The sequence below is a fragment of the Streptomyces sp. NPDC104367 genome (assembly GCF_055583825.1).
Genome location: NZ_JBVJND010000027.1, coordinates 114,729 through 141,361 on the forward strand (window position 1 = coordinate 114,729; position 26,633 = coordinate 141,361).

At 70.7% G+C, this 26,633-nt stretch carries 12 protein-coding genes (1 of these 12 only partly in view); 1 reads left to right on the forward strand and 11 read right to left on the reverse strand.

Annotation, left to right across the window (positions count from 1 at the left end):
* The 11 genes from ACZ619_RS33205 to eccD form a co-directional block, all read right to left on the reverse strand.
* Positions 1-11,057, reverse strand: partial view of an EndoU domain-containing protein gene (locus ACZ619_RS33205; protein ID WP_469606868.1) — the start only. Its footprint begins 17,944 nt before the window's first position; the window shows 11,057 of its 29,001 coding nt (coding positions 1-11,057); the start codon lies at positions 11,055-11,057; its stop codon lies beyond the left edge, outside the window.
* A gap of 6 nt (positions 11,058-11,063) precedes the next feature.
* Complete coding sequence (locus ACZ619_RS33210; RefSeq protein WP_469606870.1) at positions 11,064-11,318, reverse strand: hypothetical protein; 255 nt, start codon at positions 11,316-11,318, stop codon at positions 11,064-11,066.
* Positions 11,319-11,674: 356 nt separating this feature from the next.
* Positions 11,675-13,144, reverse strand: a complete 1,470-nt coding sequence (locus ACZ619_RS33215) for a ricin-type beta-trefoil lectin domain protein (protein WP_469606873.1) — start codon at positions 13,142-13,144, stop codon at positions 11,675-11,677.
* Positions 13,145-13,442: 298 nt separating this feature from the next.
* Positions 13,443-13,799: a hypothetical protein gene (locus ACZ619_RS33220; RefSeq protein WP_469606875.1), complete on the reverse strand. Its 357-nt coding sequence runs from the start codon at positions 13,797-13,799 to the stop codon at positions 13,443-13,445.
* Entirely contained in the window at positions 13,792-14,220 is a 429-nt protein-coding gene (locus ACZ619_RS33225) for a YbaB/EbfC family nucleoid-associated protein (RefSeq protein WP_469606913.1), read from the reverse strand. The genes ACZ619_RS33220 and ACZ619_RS33225 overlap by 8 nt, the downstream gene beginning before the upstream one ends.
* A gap of 104 nt (positions 14,221-14,324) precedes the next feature.
* The gene (locus ACZ619_RS33230; protein ID WP_469606878.1) at positions 14,325-17,384 is read right to left on the reverse strand and encodes an AAWKG family protein; all 3,060 of its coding nucleotides are present in this window, start codon (positions 17,382-17,384) and stop codon (positions 14,325-14,327) included.
* A 68-nt stretch (positions 17,385-17,452) separates the two neighbouring features.
* The gene (locus ACZ619_RS33235) at positions 17,453-17,893 is read right to left on the reverse strand and encodes a type VII secretion system-associated protein (protein ID WP_469606880.1); all 441 of its coding nucleotides are present in this window, start codon (positions 17,891-17,893) and stop codon (positions 17,453-17,455) included.
* A gap of 88 nt (positions 17,894-17,981) precedes the next feature.
* Positions 17,982-18,305: a WXG100 family type VII secretion target gene (locus tag ACZ619_RS33240; protein ID WP_469606883.1), complete on the reverse strand. Its 324-nt coding sequence runs from the start codon at positions 18,303-18,305 to the stop codon at positions 17,982-17,984.
* Positions 18,306-18,352: 47 nt separating this feature from the next.
* Positions 18,353-18,694: a hypothetical protein gene (locus tag ACZ619_RS33245; protein ID WP_469606886.1), complete on the reverse strand. Its 342-nt coding sequence runs from the start codon at positions 18,692-18,694 to the stop codon at positions 18,353-18,355.
* Between the two features lie 596 nt (positions 18,695-19,290).
* Positions 19,291-20,892, reverse strand: coding sequence for a type VII secretion protein EccB (gene eccB, locus ACZ619_RS33250; protein ID WP_469606889.1), 1,602 nt, complete (start codon positions 20,890-20,892; stop codon positions 19,291-19,293).
* A 42-nt stretch (positions 20,893-20,934) separates the two neighbouring features.
* On the reverse strand, positions 20,935-22,335 hold the full coding sequence (gene eccD, locus ACZ619_RS33255; protein ID WP_469606891.1) for a type VII secretion integral membrane protein EccD: 1,401 nt from the start codon (positions 22,333-22,335) through the stop codon (positions 20,935-20,937).
* Positions 22,336-22,560: 225 nt separating this feature from the next.
* Between eccD and eccCa the strand changes: the two genes are divergently transcribed.
* The gene (gene eccCa / locus ACZ619_RS33260) at positions 22,561-26,496 is read left to right on the forward strand and encodes a type VII secretion protein EccCa (RefSeq protein WP_469606915.1); all 3,936 of its coding nucleotides are present in this window, start codon (positions 22,561-22,563) and stop codon (positions 26,494-26,496) included.
* Positions 26,497-26,633 lie beyond the last annotated feature (137 nt).

Genomic DNA, 26,633 nt, shown 5'->3' on the forward strand with positions numbered 1-26,633 from the left:
CCCACCGCCGGAGCCACATCACCGGAACCTGCGGTCGCCTCCTGGTCGGCGAGTGCCTGCTCCTCGTACCAGGCGAGGAACATCTCCTGGTCCTCGGCGGAGAGGAAGTCGGTCTCCGCCGTGGTCGCGCCGATGCCGTCGCGGGCCGCCTCCGCCAGTGTCAGCACCGATCGGTACGTGGGGAGTCGGTCACCCGACATCCAACGGTTGACAGTGCTCCGGGACACCCGGAACAGGGCCGCCACCCCGACGGTCGTCAGCCTCGACTGGAGCACGCGCAGGGAGGAGAGGAGTGTCTCGTGCGTCTCGTCGACCATGTCCTCGACGAACTGGCGCAGCTGGTCACCCGAGAAGTCCCACTCCGTGCCCCGGGCCGCCCAGAAAGTCCCGAAGGCAAGCTGGAAATCCGGGTCCTCGTCCTTCCGCTCGGCAAGGACCGACAGACGGTCACGGGTCGTCCCGGGCCCGAGCACGGTGACGTCGAAGCCGGGCAGCGCCAGCAGGCCGGTGGCGTCCTTAGCCAACTGATCCAGGGAGGGAAGTCCGTTCGGGTCAAGCGTCGTCGTGTTGAGCTCGGCGGCGTCGACGAGGTCCAGCAGGTTCGTCAGGGCGCTCGGGTCCAGATCGTCCCGGTCCAGGGCGTCCACGTCCATCGGATCGTCGGAACCCGCCAGGGCGTTCAGGTCACTCAGGCCGCCCCAGCCGCTCCAGTCCCCTTGGTCGTCCTGATCGTCCGGGGACCTCCGTACGGCATCCCGCGCAAGCGGGACATAGTCGTTGAGCCACTGCTCGACCTCCGACGGGTCGATGCCCTCGGCCAAACCGGTCGTGGCGTCGTCCATATCGACATCGCCGCCCGACAGGCCTCCCAGCACCTTCTCGACGGCCAAGGGCCGCAGGAACCGGGACGGGAGTCGCTCCGCCAGCAGACGAGCCTGTCTTCTGGCCCGGAGGCCGACTTCCAGGACCGGCAGCCTCGTGCCGTTCAGGTACTGGTGGATCATGGGCCTGTGCACCTTGAGCAGGGCGGCGATCCGACTCTCGCCAAGGCGCAGAGTCTCGCTCATGTACCTTAGATCGGCGGTCAGTTGGGCCATCGCCTTCTCGATCTCGGTGGTGACCTGCTCCTCCAGACGCGCGCCCCGCAGTCCTTGCCGCGCCAGCCGCGCGCCCCAGAAGACCAACAGTCCTGACTTCAGACGCGGATGCCTGATACGGCTGCCCATCATGGCCGTCACCGCCCGGGAACCGACATGAGGCCACTTGTCGATCTCCCTGGCACCCACAGCCTTCAGGAGGCTCTCGGCGTCCGCGGCCAGTTTCTCGAGCAGCGAATCAGCGTAGGCGTCGGCCGGGTCGCCAGGAGCGGGTGTTCCGGGCCCTTCCATGTCCACATCCATCGTCCCGGCGTCCCCGGTGACGTCCCCGGCGGCGGCTTCCTGGGCCTGCCGGGCCTCGGACACCGTGGAGGCCGTGGGCGCTGCGGGAGCCACGGGAGCCGTGGGCGCGGATGCGGCGGCGGCAGGAGCAGCGGTCGTCGTGCCGGCCAGGGGACGCAACGGGTCCGCCGCCAGCTTCACCCGGACGGCGACGGTGTACAGGGGCTCGACGATGCCCCGCCGGTAGAGGTCGAACGCGGTCGGTGTCACCTGCAGCCGCCCGGCCGCCTCCAGCAGGGGAAGCCCGCCCAGCAGGCGGAGGTCCGCCGCGAGGCCGGCCATGGAGTTCCGGACCTCCTCTCCCACCCCGGCCCTGAACTCGGCGCCCCGCAGCCCGTCCGCCGCCTTCCGCTCGGCCCCCTGGATCGTGAACCCCTGGCGGGCCGACGGTCGCCACACCCGCTCGTCGGACGCCCGCTCGATCACCTGGGGGCCCAGCACGCTCCACCTGTCCGCCTCCGTCCGCGCCATGTCCTTGACCAGGGCACGGGCGGTCTTTCGGAGTTCATTCACCACCGCCCGGTCCTCGGCCCTGGTCTGGGGGGAGTCCGGGCCGTCGAGCGAGCCGTCGGTGGACTCGGGGTGCCACGCCCCGTTCAACCGCACGGACCCGGCCAACTCCAGGATCTTCGTGACGTAGTCCCTCACCGGAACGCCACCGCGGAGCCAGCGCCATATGAGATCGGGGGTGGTCCCCAGTCGGCGCGCCAAAGTCGCCTTGCTCGGCGCCAGGTCGACCAGGGTGTCCAGCTCTCTCCGGAAAGCGACCAGGGAACTGCCCGTCGAGGTGTTCACGAACTGGACGAGAGCCCGGCCGTTCAACCCCGCCCTCAGGCCCGACGCACCCCAGTACAGCCGGAGCGCGGTCTCCAGTGCCGACTTCTCGGCGCCACCCGCGCGTGTCATCTGCCGCAGCCGGTCCGGGGAGACACCGATCAGGAACTTCGCCTTCACAGCGGTCAGTCGGCCCAGTACGAAGGTGGCGTCGGCCTTGACCCGGGCGGCCGTCGGAAGCAGCGGCACGTCCTGGCCGGCGTCAGCGTCGGCGATCGCTGCCGTACCCGCTTGGGCCGCGTGGTGCACCGCGGGGGCCTCGTCCGGACCGTCCCGCTCCGCGCTCTCCCCGCCCCAGGTCCCGTGGCCCCGTTCGTGGAAGTACGGCCGCAACACGTCAGCGATCTGCCGCAGATGGTCGTCCGTCAACGTGAAGTCCTGCACGTCCGGGGCCGTGAAGCGGCCCATCAGGCTCGACTGGCCCGGCCGCAGGACCTGTTCGTCCCGGCCGACCGGCTTCAGCCGCGCCTCACCCGGCGCCACGTCGTCCCGCACCCCCAGCCCGTGTACGACCTCATGCACGTACGCCGCCGGATGCACCTTCGTGAACCACACGTCCTGACGCATCTCCCGACCGTCGGGAGACCCCGACCGCACCGTCACCGCGGTGTCCGCACCCGGCGCGTCCCCCTCGACGAACTCCACCGCCACCGCCAGGCGCGGCCCCTCGCCCCCGTCCGACAGCAACGGCAGCCGGTGCCGGCGGTCATTGACCAGCGTCTCCAACTCACCCGCCAGCCCCGCCCGGAGAGCCTCGACCTCCTTCCCCGGCACGCCGGCCCCCGGCAGCAACGCCACCCGACGGGTCAGACGCACCACCGCACGGCCCGGACCGTCCCCGTCCGGGAACAGCTCCCAGCCGTACCCCACCTCCGTCCGCTCACCCAGCACCACACCCTCAGGCCGCACCACCCGACGACCACCATCCGCGCCCTCCACAAAATCAAACGCATTGTCGAAGGGGATCCAGCGGTCCGTCCCCACCCGACCCGACGCCGACACCACACCCGCAGGAACCGAACCACGTGCGTCCGAACCCGCGTCGACATCGACGTCCGTGTCCATGGCGTCGGCCGGGCCGGGGTTCGCGGACCCGCCGACGGGCTCGCCCGTCAGCGCCGGGGCCACGTCGCCGGAAGGAGCGTTCGCCTCCTCGTCGGCGAGCACCTGCTCCTCGTACCAGGCGAGGAACATCTCCCGGTCCTCCGCGGACAGAGCGTCCGCCTCCGGCGCGGTTGTGCCGGCACCGTCGCGGGCCGTCTCCACCAGCGTCACGACCGAGTTGTACCTGGGGCGCCTTGTGTCCGTCAGCCAGCGCCGGACGTTGGACTGTCTCGTCTGGAACAGGCCCGCCACACCGCCGACTCCCATTCGCGACCGCAAGGTCCGCAGGGTGGCGAGGAGCAGCTCGTGGGTCTCCTCGACCATGTCCCCGACGAACTGGCGGAGGCTGCCGCCGGACATGCCCCACTCGACGCCTCGTGCGGCCCAGAACGTCCCGAAGGCAAGCTGGAAGATCGGGTCCTCGTCGTACCGTTCGGCCAGCAACTGCAGATCGCCGGTCCTGATCCTGCGGCCGACCGTCGAGATGTCGAAGTCGGGCAGTGCCCGCAGGTCGGTGGCGTCCTGGACCAACTGGTCATATGTGGGCAGCCCATTCGGGCCGAGGGGCGTGACGCCGTACTCCTCGGCGTTCACCAGGTCCTGCAGCATCGTCAGGCTCTGCGGGTCCAGTTCATCCAGTTCCAGCGTGTCCACGTCCATCGGAACAGCCGTACCCGGCAGGGTGTCCGAGCCGCCCCGGGCATCGCCGTCGCCCTGGCTGTTCCGGTCGTTCTCGCTGTGCTGGTCGCTCTGGCTGTTCCCGCCGTCCGTGACGTCCGTGAGCGGCGTGTGGGAGGCGAACCACCGCTCGACCTCCGCCGGGTCGATGTCACTGGCCGTGTCGGACATGACGTCGTCGTCCACGTCCGCGTCCATGTCCACGTCGCCGTCCGGCGCCGCCACGGCTGCCGCCGGGGGGCTCGGGAACCGCTCCTCCAGCAGACGGGTCTGCCTCCTGGCCCGGAGCGCGACCTCCAGGCCGGGCAGCCTCGTTCCGTCCAGGTAGTACGGAACCGTGTCCTCGTGCACTTCGAGCAGGGTGGCGATCCGCACCTGTCCCAGGCGCAGGATCTCGCCCATGTACCGCAGATCGGCCGCCAGTTGGGTCGCCGCGTTCCCGACCTCGGTGGCGACCTCCTCCACCAGACGGTCGCCCCGCAAGCCCTGCCGTGCCAGCCGCGCACCCGAGAAGACCGTCATCCCCTGCCGGAAGGACGGCCGCGAGGCGTGCTTGTCCCGCATCGCCACCGCCCGCCATGCGCTGATGTGGGGCCATCCGTCGACCTCATCGGCGCCAACGGCCAGCAGGAGATCCCTGGCGTCCACCGCCAGCCCGTCGACCGGTGAGTCGCCGTAGGCGTCGGCCGCGCTGCCGAGCGGGTTGTCCGCCAAGGCCGACAGGGCCGCAGGTTCCTCGGCCACCGGGGAAACCGCGGGTGCCGGGGGCGGGTTCGTCGCCCCGGTCGAGGCCCGCAACTCGCCCGCTGTCCGCCTGGCCCGGACGGCGACCACGTACAACGGCTCGGCCAGACCCCGTGAGTAGAGGTCGAACGCGGTCGGCGTCGTGCGGAGCCGCCCCGCTGCCTCCGGGAGGGGTAGACCCGCCAGCAGGCGGAGATCGGCCGTCAGGCCCGCCATGGCCCCCCTGACCTCCTCCCCCACCGCGGCCCTGAACTCGGCACCCCGCAGGCCGAGAGCCGCGTTCCGCGCGGCCGCTTGGACGGTGAACCCCTTGCGGGCGGACGGCCGCCACACCCGCCGGTCGGCTGCTCGGGCGACCACCTCGGGTCCCAGCGGGCTCCAGCCGTCCACCTCCGTCGACCCCAGTTCCTTGACCAGGGCACGGCCCGCCCTGCGGAGTTCGCCCACCGTCACCTGGGCCTCGGCCGCGGCTTCCAGGGAGTTCGGGCCGTCGAGCGATCCGTCGGCGGACTCGGGGTGCCAACCCTCGTTCATCCGTACCGAATCGGCCAGTTCCAGCAGCTTCGTGGCGTACGCCCTGCTCGGTACGGAGCCGCTCAGCCATCGCCGCATGGTCTGGTTGCTGGTTCCCAGCCGACGTGCCAGGACATGCAGGTTCGGCGCCTGGCCCATGAGCGCGGTCACCTCTGTCTGGAACACGGCCAGGGACTGACCCGTGCGGGAGTTCACAAAGGTGTTGAGACGTCGGCCCGTCAGGCCCTGCCTCATACCCGACGCGCCCCAGTACAGCCGGACCGCGGTCTCCAGGTCCGTCTTCTCGGCGCCGCCCTCGCGCGCGAGCCCTCGGTTCCGGTCACGGGTGATGCCCAGCAGCAACTCCATCTGTGCCGAGGTCAGTCGGCCCCTCACAAGGGTGGAGTCGGCCGTGCTCCGGGCGGCCGTCGGAACCAGCGGCAGGTCCTGGGCCTCCCGGGCCTCCTGAGCCGCCTGGGCCTCCCGGGCCGCCGTGGGGTTCCGGGGCGCTGGGGCGGCCCGGTGGTCGACCGAGGGCGCGATGTCGGGGTCCGTGGCGGTGGTGCGGGGTCGGGTCCGGCGGGCGGGCTGCCCGGCGGCGGCGGTGTCAACGACGGTGGTCGCGTCCGTGGCGGGCGTGGTGGTGGCCTCCGGTGTTTCCCCTGCCGGGGTCGTGCCCTCCGTCGCGACCGGCTGCGCCGGGGTGTCGGTCAGGACGGTGACATCGGCGATCAGGCCGTTCTCCACGGTCACCTCCAGATACGTCTTCTGGAAGGTGCCGCGCAGGACCTGTGTACCGGTGTGCTTGGACGGCCGCCCGGCGCGGGCCAGTTCGGGGAAGGCGGACTGTGCGACCCGGAAGGCGCCGTGCCGCAGGTCGCCGACGGTCCAGCCGTCGGGCAGCGCGCCCTTGGACGGAGCGGTCCGCGGGGCGCCGGGCGCGAAGGAGGCGGCGTTGCTCGTGGCGAACCTGTCGGCCCGGGTGACGACGGGAACGTCCGGCACCCCGGCGGCCGGGAGCCCGGGGTCGAGCAGGGTGGTGGGCCGGGAGAGGAGGTCGGCCCTGGCGAGCGCCGCCTCGACCACGCCGTCCCTCGGGCCGGTACCCGTGCCGGTGCCGGTCTCCGGGAGGCGCCAGCCGCTGGGACCGGCCGGGGCGGCACGGCCCAGGGTGCGGGCGACGTTCCGGGCCGCGCCGCTCTCCGGGTCGATGCCGAGCAGGAGCGTCAGATAGTCGTCGGGGTCCTCGGCGTCCATCAGGGTGTCGGCGTCGATGATCCGGTGGGCGTCCTGGGGCCGGTCGGTGAAGGAGAACGCGTAGCGGACCAGCGGGGCCCGGTCGGGGCGGTCGAGATCGCCGTAGCGCTCGTCCAGTTGTTCCTGGAGGACCTGGTGGACGCCGTCGAAGGCGTTGGGGGCGTCGGCCGGGGCCCGGAGGTGGATGCGGGCGGTGAGCGCTAGTCCCCGCTGGCCGTCGGCGAACAGCGCGTGGGTCACCTCGAAGCGGTGGCGGGCCGCCCATCTGTCGACCGGGTCGGTGACGGCCACCGGGCGCTCGGCGGGCCACCGGAGGCGGGGCTGTTCGGCCACGGGGCGGAAGGCGACATGGTGGCCGTCCCGCACCAGGCCCTCGATACGGACGCCGTGCTGTTCACCGACCCAGTGGTAGGCGGAGCCGTCGGCCAGGCGACGGATGTCGCCGGCCGAAAGCGCGGCGGCGTGTGCCTGCCCGACGGCCTCGATGAGGGTGCGCGCGTGCCATCTCCTGGGGAACATGACATGCCGTTCCCCGTCCCGGTGCAAACGCCAGCGGCTGGGCAGGCCGACCAGGGGGGACGAGGTGCGCAGCCCGGATTCGAGGAACCAGACACTCGCCGGGTAGGTACCGTTCTCGTGCCCCTTCCCGCTCTCGACGAGAAGACCGTACGTCTGCTCCGGGTGGTCGGGGCCACCGGTCTTCAGGTGGTGCACGCCTGAGCGGGTGGCCCGGTCCCCGTACCGGACGACGTTCTCCGCGCGGCGGCTGATCTGAGGACCGTCCGAAGGCCGGGTGCCGGGCGGGGGTTCCGGCATGTAGTCGGGCGCGGGCTCGTCGGGCTGGCTGTCGGAAGGGCGGAAGCCGGTGAAGGCGCCGTGCCGCAGCTCGCCCTCGATCCGGACGCCGCCGTACTCCCCCGTCCAGGTGTGGACGCCGCTCTCGCCCGGCACGGGGGTCACCGTGCCGCTCCACAGGGCGTCGAGATAGGACTGCTCGGCGGCGTAGACGGCGTCGTCCTCGGTCCAGTAGGCCGGGAACATCATCCGGCCCGGCTCCACGGCCCGCTCCCCGGCCAGCAGGTCACCGGCCAGGGGGTGGCTGATCTCGATGCGGCGCGGGACCGTGGTGTCGCCGGGGTAGACCGCCCGGTAGGTGCCGTTGGCGTTCTCCGTGCCCTCCAGCACCTCGGGCCGGCTCCGGGGGGACACCCCCGTGGGGGCGAGCAGTCCGCCCACGGCGGGGGTGCCGACGCCGTACAGGACCCGTTTCCTGACGTCGAGGGGGAACAGGGCGCGGGAGGGCAGCCCGTCGGCGCGGTCCTGGTCCACCGAGTGGACGACCTCGCCGTCGCTGGTGAGCCGAGCCGTCGCGAGGGCGCCCTCCGCGGCCGAACCGATCTCCCGCAGATGGCGGGGCGGAATCCACCAGCGGCCCTCGGCCTCGGGCACGATCGCGCGCAGGGCCGGGTAGTCGTCGTCGATGTCGGGGCGCCCGTTGTCGTCCACCATGGACGGCCCGTCCATCAGGGCGCCGTCGGTGTAGACGGGGTACATGGCGTACTCGTCCTGGCTGCGGTACTCGTCGGCCAGACCCAGCAGGTGCCCGGCCTCGTGGGCGATGACCTCGTCCTTCGACGCCAGCGACCAGTTCTCGAAGTCCTCGTCCACCTCCCGGTGCACGGTGACCGTGTGGTGGGCGCGCGCCGGGTCGGTGACGAACTCCAGGTCGAACTGGAACAGGTCCCCGTTGGGCAGCCGGGAGCCCAGGTTGTAGTAGGCGTCCACGGCCTCCTGGGCCCGCTCCGCCAGCGCCGCCAGCTCACCGTCCGTGACAGACGCCTCGTCCGGGGACGCACTGGGGACCAGCCTCAGACGGACCACGGCCCGGGTGGCCGTCAGCTCCCCGGGCAGCAGATACCGCCGCACCTCGAAACGCCGTATGTCCCCTGCGTCCAAGGTCCGCTGCCGGGCGTCCGGGGTCACCTCCCCCGCTCCGGTCTCCACACCGCCCGCGAGCACCGTCCGGTCGAGCGGCGGCCGGTCGAGCCCCTCCCAGACCACGGTCTCCCCGGCCTCGCTCACGTCGCTGCTGTCACCGGCCTCGCTGGTGGCGCCGGCTTCACTGCTGTCACCGGCCTCGCTGGTGGCGCCGGCTTCGTCGCTGCTGAGCTCGCCCGCCTCATCGCCACCGCCGGGCTCACCGGCCGTGCCGACGGTGGCGGGGGCCGACTCCGCGGTGGCCGGGGCCGGATCGGGGGTGTGCTCGTCCGCCGGCCGTACCCGGGCGGCTCGCCGGGCGGAGGTGGCCTGGTGGGCGGCATCCCCGGAAGTGCTGACGGTAGAGACGCTGCTTGTCGGTCCCGCCGGGCTCTCCGCCGGGGTGGGGGCGACCGCGGCGGCGGCCGGGCCGCTCACGGTCGGCAGGGGGGCGGCGGCCGGGACCGTGACCGCCTGGGCCGTGGCCGCCAGGGCCGTGACGATCGGGGGGACGGTGGCCGCGGCCGTGGGGTCCTGCGGCACCTCGCCGTCGGGCACGGCGTCCGCCTGGACCGGGGCAACGAGATCCCCGTCGGCGGTCTCGGCACCGGCCTCGGCCTCGGTCCCCCGGCCGGGGGGCGTCGTGGCCGTCCCGGTCCTGGCCGAGGTGGGTGCGGGGGTGGCCCCGGAGACTGTGGCGGGGGTGGTGACACCGGGCGTGGAAGGGACCGACGAGGCGGTCACCTGGACAGCGACGGGGGTGGCGGGTCCTGAGGCGGGGGCGGTGCCCGCGCTCGCCCTGTCCACCGTATCGACCGGGGCCGCCTCCGGGGCGTCGGCGGGCGCCGTGCCCTCCGTCCCGGCAGGCTCGGCGGTGTCCACCGGCTCGGCGGTGTCGGCAGGCTCCACGGGCTCGGCACGGTCGACCGGCTGGTCCGGCGCGGCCGGTCCGGGCGTGCCCGTCCGGGCGCCCGGGGTGCCCGGCACCGCGGAGGAGGCCACGGAGGGCACCGCCGAGGAGGCCGCCACAGCCGTGCCCGAGCCGGTGTGCGGGCCGGTGTCCGAACCGCCGTCAGGCACGTCGCCCCCGGACACCGTGACGACCGGCGCCGGAACGGCCGGGTCGCCGACCGCCACCGGCGTCACCGGAGCCGGGGTCACCGTCGCCGGGTTCGTCGAAGCCGTCACCGGAGCCAGAGTCGCCGGGGTCGCCGGGGTGGCCGGGGGGTTCGTCGCCGGGTCGTCGGAAGCCGTGGCCGAGGGCGAGGGCGAGGTGTCGTCGACGGGATCGTCACCGTCGCCGGGGTCGGTGGAGACCGTCGGGACCGTGGACCCGTTCGGCAGTGTCGGGAACAGCGCCCCGTTGAGGGCGAGTCCGGTGCCTTGCGCCCCGCTGATCAGGCCCTCGTTGACCTTGCCGCTGACGCCCGCGCCGATGAACGTGTCCCAGGTGGTGGTCCAGTTGCCCGTGAACAGCCCGCCGCCGACGATCTCGGCCAGCGCCTCCGAGCCGCCCTCGACGACGAACTCGCCGCTCCCGTCGACGATCCGGCCGGCCGTGGAGGGCCTCCCCTCCGGAACCACCGGGACGGCGCCCGGGACCACCGTGTCCCCGGCGTCCCCGGCGTGCCGCGTGGCCGCGCCGGTCTCCGGCACCGTCGTACCGGTCGTACCCGTCGTGTTCGTCGAACGTGGGCTGTCCGGAACGGTGTTGGGGGTGGTGTCCGGAACCGTGTCGGTGCCGCGGCCGACCTTGGTGGCGACGTCCTGGGCCAGGTCCTTGGTGACCGGGACGTCCTTCGCCGCGTTGCGCACCGCGTCGCCGACCCGTGAACCCGCCCCCGCCATACCGCCCATGAAGGCGGCGGCGAGCCCGCCGAACACGGCGTCGCGCGCGAGGTCGCCCCAGTCGAAGTCGTGGAAGCTCTGCTCACCGGACGTGAACGCGATCATCCCGAGCCGCACGATGAACGACTGGAGCGCCTCCTCGAACGCCTCGCTGAGGATCGGCATCAGATGCGTACGGCGGATCAGGGTGTCCAGGACGGTCAGCACCACCACCCGGCTGCGAGCCCTGGCGACCGCGACCCGGCCCGCGCTCGCACCCCCGCTGAACACCGACAGCGCCAGGATCACCAGCAGTTCGACCATCAGCCGGATGACCTCGGCGATGATCTGCCACTTGGACTCCATGATGTTGTACGAGGTCTTCACCCGGTTGTCCGCGACCTGGTCGACCTGGGTCGCGAACTGCCGGAGGTAGTTGGTCCCCCCGTCGTCCACGAACATCCGCATCGCGGTGCGGTAGTTGTCGCCGACCTGCTGAGGCAGCCCCCGGCTGGCATGGACGATCGAGTCCTCGACGGCGTCCGACAAATCCCGCAGGTCCTGCGCCAGTTGGCGGTAGGGACCGTGACTGGTGCGTGCGAGGTCCTCGTTCGCCTGGATCAGCCGTTCACCGATCAGCACGAACAGGAGGTTGTTGACGGACTTCGAGGCCTGGATCGCCATACCGGGTCAGTGCCTGCCGCTCGTACCGTCGGCCACCGCGGTCATCAGGGTCAGCACGGTCGACGCCGTCGTCCCCGTCCCCTGCGTGGTCCGGGGGCCCAGCGATCTCGCGAAGCTGTCGCTCGTGCCCCACCAGCCGTGCGCCCCCGGGACGCCGTCGTCGAACACGCCCTGGATCGAGTGCGCGACCTTGCCCACCTCGTGGATGTTCTCGGCGCTGGTCTTCACCTGGTTGGTGTCGGTCGTGCAGCTGTCACCCACGGTGGTCCTCCTCAAGGTCGCCGTCGGGGTCGTCGTCGTTGATCTCGTCATGCAGCCCGCCCCGCCCGCCCATGGGGGGAATGCCGGGAACACGGAGAACGGGAAACGGGACGAGGGGAACGTCATCGCGGTGTTACCGAGGTGTCCGGACAGGAGCCTAGGATCACCCGGCATGCCAACTCAGCTTTTCTGAGCAGAACTTGAGGCTTCTTTCTCTCAAAGCCCTTATGTCACAGGGCTGTTGATCCACGGGCGAGTTTGCTGGCCGGCATCGTCAGCAGCGTCCAGGGCAGGCCGACCGCGTGTAGCCGGACCACTCCCCGGCCCACGCGGCACAGGGCTCCATCGCTCAGAGGTCAGTCGACGGACCACTTCTGCTGTGCCTGCCCGTTGCAGTCCCACAGCTGTAGTCGCGTCCCGTTGGCTGTGCCCTTCTCGTACACGTCCACGCACTTGTCGGCCTTGACACTGACCAGGTCGTGGCCGTCCGAGAGCAAGAAGAGCTGGGCGCTCGATCCGTTGCAGGCGGCCACCTGGACGGCGGTGCCGTTGGTGGTCGCGCCGTTGGCCGCGGTCATGCAGAGGCCGCCCATCACCCGGACGGTGCCGTTCGACATGAAACGCCATTGCTGCTGGGGGGAGCCGTCGCAGTTCCAGATCTGGAGCCGTGTGCCCGCGCCCCCGCCCGCAGGGTCGTCGATGCAGCGGCCGGAGGCGAAGCCCTTGACAGAGGACGTGCGCAGCACGGTGACCGTGGTCTTGGAGGAACCGCTGTCCGAGGAGGTGGTGGTGTCCGACGACGTGGACTTGCTGCCGGAGGAACTCTTCCCGGTGGATGAGGACGAGGAGGAACCAGTACCAGAGGCGGACCCGCTCCCTGTCGTGCCGGAGTCCTTCACGGTGTCGACGTCACCGCTTCCGCCCTTCTTGCCCGTGGCTTCGGCGCTCTCAGCCGTTGCGTCGGCCGGTGCTGTCCCGGAGGCGCTCTTCGCTCGGCCGGTTTTCTTGGGTGTGGCCCCGTCCGAAGGGGAAGCCGTGCCGATGGCGCCGACCCCGCCGCCGTCTTCCCCCTCACCGAGCACCGAACCGGGGGGAGCGGCGGCGGAGGCCCGCGAAGTGCCCCCGTCTCCGTCGCTCATCAGGAACGGGACGGCTATCAGCAGTGCCCCTGCGATGGCCGCGCCGGCCATCACGGTCCTGCGCGGTCGGCCGGGCAGGGCGGACTCGGTGTCCGAGGTGGCCCCCTCCTCGTCGGCGGAGCCCTCTGCGGTCGGCCTCGTGGCTGTCTCCCCCGCAGTGTCCCGGGCGCTCTCACCGGTGAGCGCGTTCCCGGCCGAAGGTGCGCTCACCAAGTCAGGTGCAGTGTCCGGCAGTTCGGCGGTCGAGGTGTGTGCTCCCGTGCCCGACGGCCGGACCCCGGCGATCGCGGGCGTCTGTGAATCCGGCTCTGCGTCCGGATGCCGGCCGGTCTTCGCATCGTTGTCGGCGCCCGGCTCTTCGTCGGTGTCCTGGTCCCCGTGCTCGTCGGTCCGAGCGCCGGTCTCCCGGACCGTGGAACGCGCCAGGGAGGAGGACGACGAGGGGGCCTCCGTGGGTCCTTCCGGCCCTGAGGCGCTCTCCGTGGCGCCGGAGGTCTCGGAGCTGCCGGACCGCTCCGGAGTGCCGGTCCGGCCGGTGGCAGCCGAGGTCGGCGCCGGCCCGGCCGCCGCGATCCCCGTGCTCTGTCCGGTGTCCGTACCGGTCGCGGTGTCGCCGGTACCCGAACCGTGCGCGGAGGGTGTACGCGCGGGGACGTTCTGGGGTCTCGTCGGCTGTCGGGAGGTCATGGCTCGCTCTCCATCGGTTCGGGCAGAACTGTGGCGGGGGTCGCTACGGCCCGGGGCGGGGCACCGCCGGTGCACAATGCTGCCGGGCCGCAGCATCAACTCGGTTACCTGCTAAGGGTGTTCGCCCGTGGCCTGGTGATCGTAGTGGATCGGGCGGAGGAGCTTGTCCCGCAGTTCTCGGGGGAAGAGCTGCGGTTGGGCCTCCGCCAGGGCCGGCACCTCCGCTCGTTTTACAGACCCCCAGCCGACGGCAGGGGTCGTGACCGGTGCGCGCCAGATCCTCGTTCGCCATGTCGGATCAGTGCCTGCCGCTCGTGCCGTAGCTGTCTCCGCCGGACGCCAGGATGGCCTCCGTGTTGGTTTCCTGGGTCTCGCGGATGCTGTCGCCGTTGCCCTTGGTGCTGTTTCCGACCTCGTCGACGGCCGTCGTCAGTGTCACCACGGTCGAGACGGTCTGCTCCGACTCCTTCTTGATCTGGGGGTCGACCGCCCTGTAGTAGCTGTCGCTGGTGCCGGTCCAGCCATGCGTGGTCCGGTCGTAGTCGGCGAACCTGCGGGCGATGCCGAGAGCCTTGAAGCCGATCTGCTGAATGGCCTCGGCGCTGACCTGCACCTGATAGGCGTCGGCGGTGTAGGAGTTCCCGCTGTCAGACATGGTCTTCCTCATCGGTGTCGTCGTCGTTGATCTCGTCGTGGAGCTTTCCGCGCGGACTCCGCGCCGGGGCCGCGGCCGGCTTCTCCAGTACGGAGGGGCCGAAGATGTCCGCCCAGTCCACGTCGACGCCGGTCATCTCGGGTACGGCCTGGCTGGGCCGGGTGAAGGGCTCGAAGGTCTCCATCACGTGCCGGGACATCCGGGCACGGGCGAGTTCGGCCGCCTCCAGCACACTGGCGGCGAGGTCACCGGGTGTCATGGTGCGGTACTTGCCGTCGAGGAAGCGCAGCGCGGTCAGTTCTCCCTGGTGTCCGACGGTGGCCTCCACGGCCCGGTCGCGGGAGCGGACGGTCTCGGAGGCCTGGCGCAGTTCCGCCTCCGCCCGGGCCACCGCCGTCTCGACCTGTTCCAGTTCCGCCATGGCGTCGGCGAGCCGACGCTCCACGGAGGCCTGTGCGGTGGTCGCGTCCTCCGGCCTCGCCGCGTCGCCGGGCCGTCCGCCGGGATTGGCTCCCCGGTCCGCGTTCATCGTCCGATCACCGCCGGTGCTCCTCCTTCGTCCGTGCCCCACACGTCCTCGTCCTCCGTGAGCCAGCTGGCACGGGCCCGGTCCCCGGACTCGGTGGCGACGCCGTTCTGCGCGCCCTGGGTGGTGGCGGGCGCGAAGGGGGACGTGCCGGTGGTCGACACCCCGCCCCGGGTGATGATCACGTCCTCCTCGTCGTCCCGGTCCTCCGCACGGGACCGGGACCGGGACCGGCGGCGCACGGACGCCCCGTCGCTCTCGCTGAGCACGGTGCGGACGCGTTCGGTGTTGGAATTCCCCGAACCGCCGGCGCCTCCCATCCCTCCCATCCCGCCCATCGGCATCATCGGGGACGAGGAGCCCGAGCTGAGCGCGGACGCGTCGTTGAGGGGGGTGCCGTCGGTCGTCGCGGTGGATTCGCTGCTGGCGTCGGCGGTGGGAGCGCCCAGGCTGCCCGGCTCGTAGGAGCTGCTGTCGTAGTCCTCGTAGGAGGTGCCGTCGGTGCCGTAGTCCTCACCGCCGGTGCCCGTACCCGTGGCGTCGGCGGGCGAGCCGACGGAGGAGGTGTCGGCGAGGCCGCCCTGGGAGGTGGACAGGTTCGTGGCGTCGTTGAGCGACGAGGTGTCGGCCGTCGTGGAACCGCTTCCGCCCTGGCTGTCGTTCAACTGGTCGAGCAGGTCGTCCAACGAGGAGCTGGACGAACCGGAGGAACCGGAGGAACCGGTGCCGGAGGACGAGCCCGAGGAGCCGCCGGCCGTGCCGTTCGTTCCTGACGGGTCGGTGGAGGTGTCAGGAGGGTTCGGGTTCAGGGAGGTGGTGGTGACCGTGCCATCGGGCTGGGTGACGGTGGTCGTGCCGTCGGGGTGGCTCTCCTGGACGGTGCCGTCGGGGAGGGTGGTGGTGACCGTGCCGTCGGGCTGGTACGTCACCACGCTTCCGTCCGGATAGGTCGTGGTGAGGGAGCCGTCGGGGTCGAAGGTGGTGGTGCCGCCGTCCGCGTCGGTGTAGGAGGGCGTCGTACCGGACGGGTCGCCGTCGGTCGTGGTGGAGGTGCCGGTGGCCGGATCGGTCACGGTGGTGGTGCCGTCGGGGTACGTGGTGGTGAGGGTGCCGTCCGGGTTGAGGACGGTGGTGGTGCCGCCGTCGTCGTCGGTGACGGCCTCGCCCGTGTTGAGCTTCTGGGTGGTCGTCTTCCCGTCGGGCGTGGTCGTGGTGAGCATGCCGGTCGTCGGGTTGAAGACGGTGAACCCGCCGTCCGGGGTGACGGTGCTCACCGATCCGTCGGGAAGCAGCGTGGTGGTGTCGGTGGTCGACCCGGTCGTGTCCGTGTCACCACCGAGGAGATCGTTGAGCGAGGTCGTATCGGTGGTCGAACCCGTCGTGTCGGTCGTCGACCCGCTGGTATCCGTGTCACCACCGAGAAGGTCGTTGAGCGACGTCGTGTCGGTGGTCGAACCCGTCGTGTCGGTCGTCGACCCGGTGGTGTCCGTGTCACCGCCGAGAAGGTCGTTGAGCGAGGTCGTGTCGGTGGTGGTCCCGCCTTCGCCCAGCAGGTTGCTGAGCCCGTCCCCCACACCCTCACCGAAGTCGCCCATGGTGTCGTTGAGGTCCGAGAAGCTGTCGTTGAGGCCGCCGCTCATGCCGTCGATGCTGTCGCCGACGTTGTTCAGGGCCTCCGTGATGCCGTCGTTGGCCTCGGCCGCCGATTCCTCCGCCGCCTTCTGTGCCTCGTCGGCCTTCCGCTCGGCCTCCGCCTGGGCGTCCTCCGCCTCCTTCTCCTGTCGCTCCGCCTCCTCCTCGGCGAGTTCGGTCTCCTCCATCTGGTACTTCTCGCTGAGCGTGGTGGCGTGCCGGGTCGCCAGAGGGCTTTCGAAGCCCTTGACGGCGTCGGCCCAGCTGTTGTTGAGAGCGGAGAGAGTCGTACGCGCCACCGGTCCGAGGACCATCTCGGCGTCGGCCTTCCACTTGTCCACCGCCGCCTGGCCGAGCTTCTTCCACGCGTCGTCCGTCGACAGGTCCCCGTACTGGGGGTGCACCTGCATGAAGGCGGACGTGGTGGAGTACTCGACGGTGATGGGTGTCACCTGGTCGACGATGCCCACCTTGCCCTGCTTCGTATGTTTGTCGACCTGGGTGATGTTGTTGTCGATCAGCCAGTCCCACAGCTCTGCCTTCAGCCGCACCAGTTCGTAGCGGGGGTCGTGAAGTTTGCTGGCCTCCCAGAACCGCCACACGTATCGCAGGTTCTCGGCGTTGCGCACCAGGCTGAGCTGGGCGCCGGCGAGCGCGTCGCCGATGTTGCTGCGGGGCGTGTAGGAGGAGTCGAAGGTGGTGTTCTTGCCCGCATAGTCCGTGCCGCCCAACTGGTCGACATAGTCTGAATAGTTGGCGTGCAGCACCTTGATCAGCTGTCGGAAGACTCCGGCGGCCTGGCCGCGCCAGGCCGCCTGTTCCTCGCCGAGGGACTTCTCCCACTGAGCCAGGTTCTCGGCCCGGTCGGTGAAGAACTTCTTCGTCCGGTCGACCGACTGCGCGGTGCGGGTGAAGGTGTTCAGGCTGACCGCGTCGGCGTTGGCGACGTGCTTGCCGGCGTAAGAGAGGCCCCGGGTGGTGTACTTGTCGAGGAGGGCATCGAGGCCCGCCTTGGCCCCGAAGACGTACTGGATCGCGGCGGCTCCGTTTCCGCTTCCGTCGCCGCGCGGTTGGTTGCCCGGTGCCCACAGGGCGGACAGGCCGTCGACGCCGGGGGGTGCGCCGAGCAGCGTCATGGAGAGCCGCCGCAGCTTGACCTTCCCGTGCGCACCGTTGCCGTCGGGCGTCGTGTAGAAAACGAGCTGGAAGTGGGAGCCGTCGTCCGTGCCGTAGCCCTGGGCCGCGCCGCCGTCCACCACGTCCACGGCGCGCATGGAGAGCTTCTCCAGCCGGTGCTGGTACAGCGGGACCCCCTCCGGGCTCTTCAGCGCGTCGAGGGCCGTGCCCCGCTCGGGCAGGGGGTAGCCGGTCAGCAGCCGTACGGCCCTGCGCCAGTCGTCGGGGGCTTCTTCCTGGGTGTCGGCCACAGCGGTTCGCTCCGCGGGGAGAGAGGAGAGGACAGGGGGAACGCAAGGTCAAGCGTCCTGCGGCTGGACTAGGTGGACTGGCCCTCGGAACCGAGTTCCTGGTCGACGTCGGTGAAGATCTCCAAGAGCTTCTCACCGTCGATCGCGGCCAGGGAGTCTCCCTGGCTGGCGAGGAGCGTGTCCAGGGTGGTCTCCAGGTCGCCCTCGATGTCCCCGAAGAGGATCTGCTGCGCCTTGAGGATGTCGTCGATGGCCTGGGCCGAGGCGATCACGGCCTCGACCAGGCTCTTGCCGTGCGTGGTGTCATCCGCGGCCATGGTGCCGATGGCCAGGATCTGGTTCTGGTCCAGGGTGTCGGGGGTGGTGTAGCCCTCCAGCAGGGTCCGCAGGGCCCGCGGGCCGTCGCTCTGGTCCTCGCGGATGGCCTTGAGTTCCGTGACGAACTCGGCGATCTCGTGGTCGAGGAGCGACTGGATTTCTTCGGCGTTCAGGTGGGTGAGGTCGGTCATCGGGGGCCGTCTCCTGAAGAGTGTCCGCTGCCCGCCCACGGGGGAACGGGCGGGTAGCGGACCGGGGGGTGGACCTGGAGGGGACTGCTCAGCGGCCGATGGCGATCTCGGACCACATCTCGCTCAGGGTCTGCTCGCTGTACTTGTAACTGCCGTGGATGTCGTTGAGCAGGGTGGCGTGCGAGGTCAGCAGCTTCTCCATGTTGGCCACGGCGCCGTCCCACTGCCGCTGCTTCTCCTGGTAGGCGTTCGAGTCGTCGCCGTACCAGGTCTTCTTGAGCTCGGCCAGCTCGTCCTCCAGCGCTCCCAGGGTGTTGGCGATGGCCTTGGTCTGCTCAACCATGTCGGCGGCAGCGTTGTCGACGTGGGCGTAGTCGACGTGGATATAGCCGTCACTGTAGTTATCGGACATCGGGGTTCTCGTCTCGTCGTCGGGACAGCGTGTAGGAGCGCGGCAGATCAGGTGGTGATGAGCTGGTCGAATGCCGCCTCTGCGGTCGCGCTCGCCTGCGCGATGGCCGTGGCGGCCTCGGACTGCGTCACGCCGTGCGCCTCGAGGCTCGCGTAGAGCCGGTCGATCATCTCCTGGAGGTTCTTCAGGATGACCGCGCACTGCTCGTCCCACTTGTCGAGCAGCAGCCCGAACTGGTTTCCGTCGGAGCCCTGGTAGGACTTGGAGAGGTTGGACCGGGTGTCCTGCACGTCCTGGCGGGACCGGCTGACGCCGTCGCGTGCCATCTCCAGGGCCAGGAGGCCCTTGACTGTCGCCTGTGCATTTGACTGCTGTACGCCTTCTGCCATGAGCCTGCCATCCTTGGGTGGGGTTGAGCGCTGTCGAGGGGACGTCAAGAACGCGAGAGGAAGAAGTGCGGAGACCGGGTCCCGCAGGCTTTTCGTGGCGGCCGGTGTGCAGCCTAGGACCACACCACACGCCAACTACACGCCTCTGAGCAGAACTTGAGGTTGCGGGTCCCCACGTTCAGCCCACGGAGGTACTAGGCGTCCGTCCCGGGGCTGCACCAGGAGAAGCCGGTCGGCACACGCATCCCTGCGCGCCGGCGGGTGTGCCGTTTACTCCCGGGGAAATACCTCCGCAACAGACAGGCAGAACCCGCGCCGGAGCGTCGACAGCCACCCGCCATGGGCCCGCCTCTCACGGAAACAGAATGGGTACCGGGACCGCCTGGGTCCTTGATCCGCAAGTGAGTTTGCACGGGCCGAACAGGCTGGTCAAGTGGGCGCCTTGCTATGTCCGGTAATGGACGGGTGAACACCTTCGGCATTCGCGAAATCACTGATGGATCGTCACATTGCTTTTGTGACAGCTAAATTGACTAAACATCAGTTCTACTATTGAGTAACGCCGGTTTCTCGGAGATGCCCACGCGCTCAGGGCTCTACGTACCGGCTGGAGAGGCCCCGTCGGAAACCTCCGGGGCACCCTCGCCCGGGACTTTGGCCGCAGGTCCCGCATCGCCTGCGGCAGCGGTCTCCCTCGCCTTGCCGGTCTTCGCGTCCGCACCCTCCGGGCCGCAGACCGGCCCAGTCGTCTCCACGGGCTGCTCCCCCGTGGCGGCCGCGGCGAGCAGGTCGGGACCGGTGGCCAGCATGGCCAGGAGCGTTGAGGGCAGGGCGACCGCGTCGTCGCTGGTGTAGCCGAGGGCGGTGAGTGCCTCAGCGTCCGGCACGCGGTACTTCACCCCGTCGTCGGAAACGAGATAGGTAGTGTCGCCCACTGGGGTGCCGGCGGCGCCCAGCGCGCGGACGAGAACACCTTCTCCGGGGCTGACCACCACGGTGTCCACTGTCAGACAGGCCGCAGCCGACGATTCGGTCACCGCCTCCGCGGCAGGGGCCAAAGACTCCCCGGGCACGAGTACGGAGGTGATCTGCACGCCGTTGGTGCCGGGTTCCACCTTGGCACAAGCGGCCGTTGCCGAGTCGGGTGCGGTGAGACGAGGAGGACGCGTGGGCAGTCCGGCGGCAAAGCCGGAATCCTCCCCCGCGGGAGCCAGATGCCCGGCGAGCAGGTCCGCGCCGAGCGGCAGTGCGGTGGGAGCGGCCCCGCCGTAGGCCTTGGCCCGGGTGTCGGGGTCGCCGAGGACGAGGGCAGCGCCGGTCTCGGTGAGCTCGACGAGCCCCTTCCTGCGAAGCAGGTAGTACTGCGGGGCCGAGCCCGGCACCCGCACTTTGAACACCTGGCCGACCCGGGCCGCACCTGCGGACAGGGAAGGTCCCGTACCGCCCCGGCCGGGGACGTCGGGCGCAGCAAGGTCGGGGCCCGGCACCAGGGCGTCGAGGAAGGCCGCGGAGACCGGGCGCGCGGTCGCGGAGCCGTAGCCGAGAGAGGCGGCGGCCCCGGAGCCCTCTCCCAGGCGCAGGCGCGAGCCCTGCCAGACGAGATACCGCGCCTTGTCCGGCCCTTCCACCAGCAGCGCCAGGCCTGCGGCGACCGGATGCCCGGCGGCGGCCGCCCCGGCCACCACGGTGGTGGCGGGCACGGAAGCGGCAGCCGAGGAGGACTCCCCGGTGGCTGTAAGGGTGGAGCAGACCTGCCAGGCGCCCCGGCTCAGGCCGGAGGCGGCAGGTACGGAGTCCGGGGCTCCGGTGATGCCTACCGGTGCGCCCAGCGGAGTGCCGCGCAGCGAGGCGGTACGCACGTCCGTGACGGTGAGCTGTCCGCCGCCGACGAGCAGCGCCGAGGCGTAGTTGCGGACGGGCCGCAGCCGCCCGTCGATATAGAGATAGCGGGCGCCGGTCTCCCGGTTCACGACGAGGGTGCCTGGCGACTTCCAGGAGGTGGCGCCGCCCGGGGAGACAAGTCCGTAGACGAAGGCTCCGGCGCCCACGAGGACCGTAACGAGACAGCCGAGCACGACGCCGCGGGTCGTACGGGACAGCGGGCTCTCAGGGATATCCGGGTCGGCGAGCACCATGCCAGAGACGAGCCGGCCCATGACAAAGGAATGGGCCTGGACCTGGTCACGCTTGGACTGCATGGAATGGGTACCTTTCCGTTCTTGCCGCCTTGACGGCTGCGGTCAGCCGTTGAGGGCACGCAGCGCGGTGAAAGCCCCGAACACCCAGGCCGTCAGGGGCAGCAGAGCAACAGCGAGCAGGGAGTGGAGCAGTTCGGCGGCCCGGCCCCAATAGGGCAGCAGACGACGGCCCGGCACCGTCCAGGAAGCGATGGCCAGGGCCGCGGCCGCGGCGAGGACTCCCGCAGCCAGAGCAGGGCGGTCCCCGGGCGGCAGCGAAGCGGACGCAGCAGCCGTCAGCAGCACCGCGCCGCAGGCTCCCGGCACCACCAGAGCAAGCCGCTGCCAGACGTTGACCATACTGCGGCCGTGCAGAAGCAGGAGCAGGACCAGGGTTGCCGAGGTGAGCAGCTCGGGCAGGCCAGGCCGACGCAGGAGGGCGAACAGGCAGGCGGCACAGACCAGTCCGGTCGCACCGTAGAGGGCGGTCATCCAGTCGCTGGCCGCTTCGGTGCGGGTGGTGACGTCCCGGCCCTGGTAGGGATCGATGCCCTCCTGGAGCTGATGCGGTGTGGTGGGCAGCGCGGGCATGCGCATCCCGGCAAGACGGAAAGCCAGGACCGGAACAAAGGCGCCCAGGGCGACGGCCAGGGCGGCCACCGCTGCAGCGGCGCTGGCCGCCGGTACGTCGAGGAGACTCATCAGCGCTCCGGCCGCCACTGCGGCAGCGGCGAGCACCGCGGTGGCGGCGAAGAGGGTGCTGTAGACGGCGGCCGCAGCGAGGCCGAGGACGGCCGCACCCGCGCCGGCCGCGCCGGCAGCCAGGAGCCGGGCGCCGAACACATGATGACCCTGAGGACCGAAGAGATCACCGCCGGGCACCAGCCAGCCCGCGAGCGCCAGGCTGGGGGCGGCCATGACACCGAGGGTGGCGCTGGCCGCCGCGTCGCCGACGGCCCGGCTGGCAGAGGCGGCGCCGGCGAGCAGCAGCACACCGGTGAGGCCGGCCATGGCCGCGCGTACCGCGGCCGGGCCGCCGGGCCAGGCCAGGACAGTCAGGGCGGTCAGGACTCCCGCCACTACAAACCCTCGCAGCAGCCGACGGCTCACCTGCGGTGTCCAGGTGTGCAGCCGCTCCCGGGTGGCCTCGGCTATTCCGTCGACAAGGTCGTCCAGCCGTACCTCCGGCAGAGCGTCCGTGTGAGGGCGCAGGTAGAGAACCTCACCGTCCCTGAGGCCGAGCCCCGCGAGCGTGCTCTCGTCATTGAGGGGCTTCTCACCGAGCCGCTGGAGAGCCCAGCCGCCATGGTCCAGTCCGCTGTCGCCCAGTGCCTCGCCCGCGTACCGCAGAACGGCAGGCAGGAGGTCGGCAACCGGTACGTCGGACGGCACCGCCAAGTCGACGGTGCGAGCCGGGGCACGGACGGTCAGATGGCACAGAGCGGCCACCGATGTTTCGGTCATTGGGGGGGACCACGCTTCCAAGAAGAGTCAACTACGCGCTTTGCACAGTGTGTTGATCGCGTGCAGACTACTGACGACCCGCAACGCCGTCGATGATCGGGTCTCGCTTCCCGGCCCCGGCCCCGGCTCGCTGTGCCCCGGCCCGGCGGCCCGGCGCCCTCGTGAAGGAGCCCCCACGTGAGTGTTGTCCTTTACCGTCGTCCCGCACGCAGACGCGGCCCGGACATGCCGGAGGGCGAACTGAGCCTCCAGGAGCCGCCGGTACTCCCGGAAGTAGTGCCGGACAACTCGGCCGTGTGGACCTATCTGCCCATGGCGATGATGTCGCTCTCCATGATGCTGATGTTCCTCCGTCCGGGCACCAGCGGTGCGCTCACCTACGTGGCCCTGGGCATGATGGTGCTGGCCACGGCGGCCATGATCCTGGGCCAGGTGATGAAGAAGGGCAACGAACGCAAACAGCGCCTGGGCGGGGAGCGCCGGGACTACCTGCGTTACCTGGCACAGACCCGGCGCAAGGTGCACCGCACGATCGCGGAGCAGCACTCGGCTCTCGCGTGGCGTCATCCGGCGCCTTCGGCGCTGCGCTCGATGGTGGATTCCGCCAGGCTGTGGGAACGCCGGCCTCGCGACGAAGACTTCGCGGAGGTGCGGATCGCCGTCGGGGACCAGCAGCTGGCGACCCGTCTCACGCCGCTGGCCACGAAACCTGTGGAAGACCTCGACCCGATCGCCGCACACGCACTCCGCCGGTTCGTGCGGGCCTACAGCACGGTCCCGGAGCAGCCGATCGCACTGTATCTGCGCTCCTGGAGCCGGGTCCTGCTCCGTGGTGACCAGGAGGCGGCCCGGGACATGGTGCGGGCCGCGCTGTGCCAACTGGCACTGTTCCACGCACCGGAGGAACTGTGCATCGCGCTCTGTGTGAGCGAAGAGCGCAAAGCCGACTGGGAATGGGTGAAGTGGCTGCCGCACGGCCTGCACCCGCACGAGCAGGACGGGGCAGGCCCCGCCCGGATGGTCTCCTCCGCGTTCACAGGCGTGGAAGACCTGCTGGGCGCAGAGTTCGCCGAGCGCCCCGGGTTCGACACGGAAACCGCGCCCGGTCGTGAGGAGCCGTTCACCGTACTGGTGGTGGACGGAGTACCGATCCCCAGCGGACACCGGCTGGACACCCAGGGGTACCGCAACGCCCTCGTGGTCGACCTGTCGGGAGAACTGCGCTGGCGGCCAGGGCGCACCACCCTCCGACTGAACGTGGCCCGGGACTCGGTGAGCCTGGTGCGCACCGACCGCAGCCGCAAAGAGCAGACCACCCACCTGGGGCGGCCCGACGCGGTGGGGCCCCACGGCGCCGAGGCGCTGGCCCGGCTGCTTTCCCCCTACAGGATGGGCCTGTCCGCGGACACGGCGGAACCGCTGGCCACCGACGTGGAGCTCACGAGCCTGCTGGGCATCCGCGACCTACGACGCCACCACCCCGCCGACCTGTGGGAACGCAACACCGGATCGACCCGTCTGCGAGTGCCCGTCGCGGTCGGCTCGGACGGGCTGCCAGTGGAGATCGACATCAAGGAGTCGGCCCAGGGCGGCATGGGACCGCACGGAATGCTGATCGGCGCCACAGGCTCCGGAAAGAGCGAGCTGCTGCGGACCCTGGTGCTCGCGCTGGCGCTGACCAACTCCTCGGAAACACTGAACTTCGTCCTCGTCGACTTCAAGGGCGGAGCGACCTTCCTCGGCCTGGACGAACTGCCGCACACCTCAGCAGTGATCACCAACCTCGCTGACGAAACAGCACTGGTGGAAAGGATGCAGGACGCACTGCACGGGGAACTGGTCCGCCGCCAGGAACTACTGCGCGCAGCCGGCAACTACACCTCGGCACTCGACTACGAGAAGGCGCGCGCCTCCGGTACCCCTCTGGACCCGCTTCCCAGCCTTTTCGTCATCGTCGACGAGTTCAGCGAACTCCTCGCCGCACACCGCGACTTCATGGAGCTTTTCGTGATGATCGGCCGACTGGGCCGGTCCCTGGGCGTGCACCTGCTGCTCGCCTCGCAGCGACTCGACGAGGGCCGCATGCACCAACTGGAGGGGCACCTCTCCTACCGGGTCGGACTGCGCACCTTCTCCGCGATGGAGAGCCGGGGCGTACTGGGTGTCACGGACGCCTATGAGCTGCCCTCGCAGCCCGGCGCAGGCTACCTCAGAAGCGGGGTGGACGAGCTGACCCGCTTCCGGGCCGCCTATGTCTCGGGCAGCTACCAGGAGCGGCGCAGCGCGGTCACACAGGCCCGGGTCGCCAACCAGGTCGTGCCGTGGACGACCGGCTACGTGGTGCCCCGCACCCCGGCCGCGGCACCGGAGCCCGAGCCGCAAACCGAAGAGTCCGACGATGACGTGAGCCTGCTGTCCGTTGCGGTGGACCGGCTGCGCGGGGCAGGACCGGCCGCACTGCAGGTATGGCTGCCGCCCCTGGACACCCCGGCAACCCTGGACGCCCTCCTGCCCGGCCTGACCATCAGCCCGGAACGAGGCCTGACCGCCTCGGGCTGGCCAGGCACAGGGCAGCTGCGGGTCCCGGTGGGCCTGGTCGACAAACCATTCCAGCAGCGGCGTGACCCACTGGTGGTGGACCTCTCAGGGAGCGGCGGACACCTTGCGGTGGCCGGCGGCTCGCAAAGCGGCAAATCCACCGTGCTCCGCACAGTGATCGCCGCACTCGCACTCACCCACACCCCCCGCGAAGTGCAGTTCTACTGCCTGGACCTGGGCGGCGGAACCCTGAGCGGGCTGACAGGGCTGCCGCACGTGGGCGGGGTTGCCAGCCGGCTGGACTCCGAACGCATCACCCGCACCCTGTCAGAAGTGACAGCACTCCTCGACCACCGGGAACAATTCTTCCTCAACCACGGGGTCGACTCGATGGCGACCTACCGGCGCCGGCGCGCGGGCGGTGAGTTCACCGAGGAGCCATACGGTGACGTCTTCCTCGTGGTGGACGGCTGGAGCACAGTGCGTCAGGACTTCGACGCGCTCATCCCCGCCTTCAACCGGATCGCGGCCCGAGGCCTCAACTTCGGTGTCCACCTGTTCGTCTCCACCTCTCGCTGGGTGGAGCTGTCCGTGCAGGTCCGAGACCAGATGGGGACACGGCTGGAGCTGCGAATGGGCGACCACATGGACTCGGTCGTGGATATCCGCAAGGCGGCCACGGTTCCCCGCCTTCCTGGGCGGGGGCTCGTGAAGGAGGGCAAGCTGCACATGCTGACTGCCCTGCCCCGGATCGACGGTGAGCAGCGTACGGAAAACCTTGCGGACGGTGTTGCCGACCTGGTGGAGCAGGTGACTGCCGCGTGGTCCGGGCCGTCCGCTCCGCCGGTGCGCACACTGCCGCACCAGCTGCCGGCAAGCGACCTGCCAGAGCCGGAGACTTCGGACGGCCTGAGGATCGCACTGGGCTTGGACGAGGAGACCCTCGCGCCCCTCTGGCACGACTTCAGCCGCACCCCGCACCTGGTATGCGTCGGCGACAGCGAAAGCGGCAAGACGAACCTACTGCGGCTTGTAGCGGCGGCGATCATCGCCCGCTACGCTCCGTCACAGGCGCGGATCCTCGTGGTGGACTACCGGCGCGAGCTGGCGGAGACGGTGCCCAAGGAATACCGCCTGGGGCACGCAGTCAACGCGGACGTGCTTCGCGAGTTGGTCGTCGGATCTGCGCGGGCCACGGCAACCCGGCTGCCCGGGCCGGACATCACCCCTGCGCGGATGCGACGTGCGGACTGGTGGCAGGGCCCTCGTCTGTTCATCCTCGTCGACGACTACGACATGGTGGGCGGCGGGATCACCGCACATCCCTTCGGTCCGATCCTGGACCATCTGTCCATGGGCCACGAGGTGGGTCTGCACGTGATCGTGGCCCGCTCCGCGACCGGTGCGGGACGCGGATTCAACGACCAGTTGCTCCGGCGACTGGACGAGGCCAACACACCTGGGCTGCTGCTCTCCTGCCCGCCCACAGAGGGACACATGTTCGGCCAGAAGCCACGCATCCTGATCCCCGGACGTGCCCAGTACGTCGCACGCCGCAAGAGCGTGCTCGTCCAAACGGCACTGGCCCCGTCCGACCCCGACGGGCCACCGGACGAGGTGTGAACCGGGGCGGCCGGAGCAGGCCACCACCCTGGGCGAGCGGCTGGGCCCTGACCCTGGAGTTTGGACACCGGAGAGACTTGGATCTTGATGGTCCAGGAGAACGGAGTCCCTGTGGGGATGAAGCATTACCCCGCCGA

What these genes read in the sequence shown, in the direction of transcription:
- ACZ619_RS33245 (WP_469606886.1), bottom strand. Translation starts at nt 18,694, where the DNA reads ATGGCAGAAGGCGTACAGCAGTCAAATGCACAGGCGACAGTCAAGGGC.
- eccD (WP_469606891.1), bottom strand. Translation starts at nt 22,335, where the DNA reads ATGACCGAAACATCGGTGGCCGCTCTGTGCCATCTGACCGTCCGTGCC.
- ACZ619_RS33235 (WP_469606880.1), bottom strand. Translation starts at nt 17,893, where the DNA reads ATGACCGACCTCACCCACCTGAACGCCGAAGAAATCCAGTCGCTCCTC.
- eccCa (WP_469606915.1), top strand. Translation starts at nt 22,561, where the DNA reads ATGCCGGAGGGCGAACTGAGCCTCCAGGAGCCGCCGGTACTCCCGGAA.
- eccB (WP_469606889.1), bottom strand. Translation starts at nt 20,892, where the DNA reads ATGCAGTCCAAGCGTGACCAGGTCCAGGCCCATTCCTTTGTCATGGGC.
- ACZ619_RS33220 (WP_469606875.1), bottom strand. Translation starts at nt 13,799, where the DNA reads ATGTCTGACAGCGGGAACTCCTACACCGCCGACGCCTATCAGGTGCAG.
- ACZ619_RS33215 (WP_469606873.1), bottom strand. Translation starts at nt 13,144, where the DNA reads ATGACCTCCCGACAGCCGACGAGACCCCAGAACGTCCCCGCGCGTACA.
- ACZ619_RS33240 (WP_469606883.1), bottom strand. Translation starts at nt 18,305, where the DNA reads ATGTCCGATAACTACAGTGACGGCTATATCCACGTCGACTACGCCCAC.
- ACZ619_RS33225 (WP_469606913.1), bottom strand. Translation starts at nt 14,220, where the DNA reads ATGGCGGAACTGGAACAGGTCGAGACGGCGGTGGCCCGGGCGGAGGCG.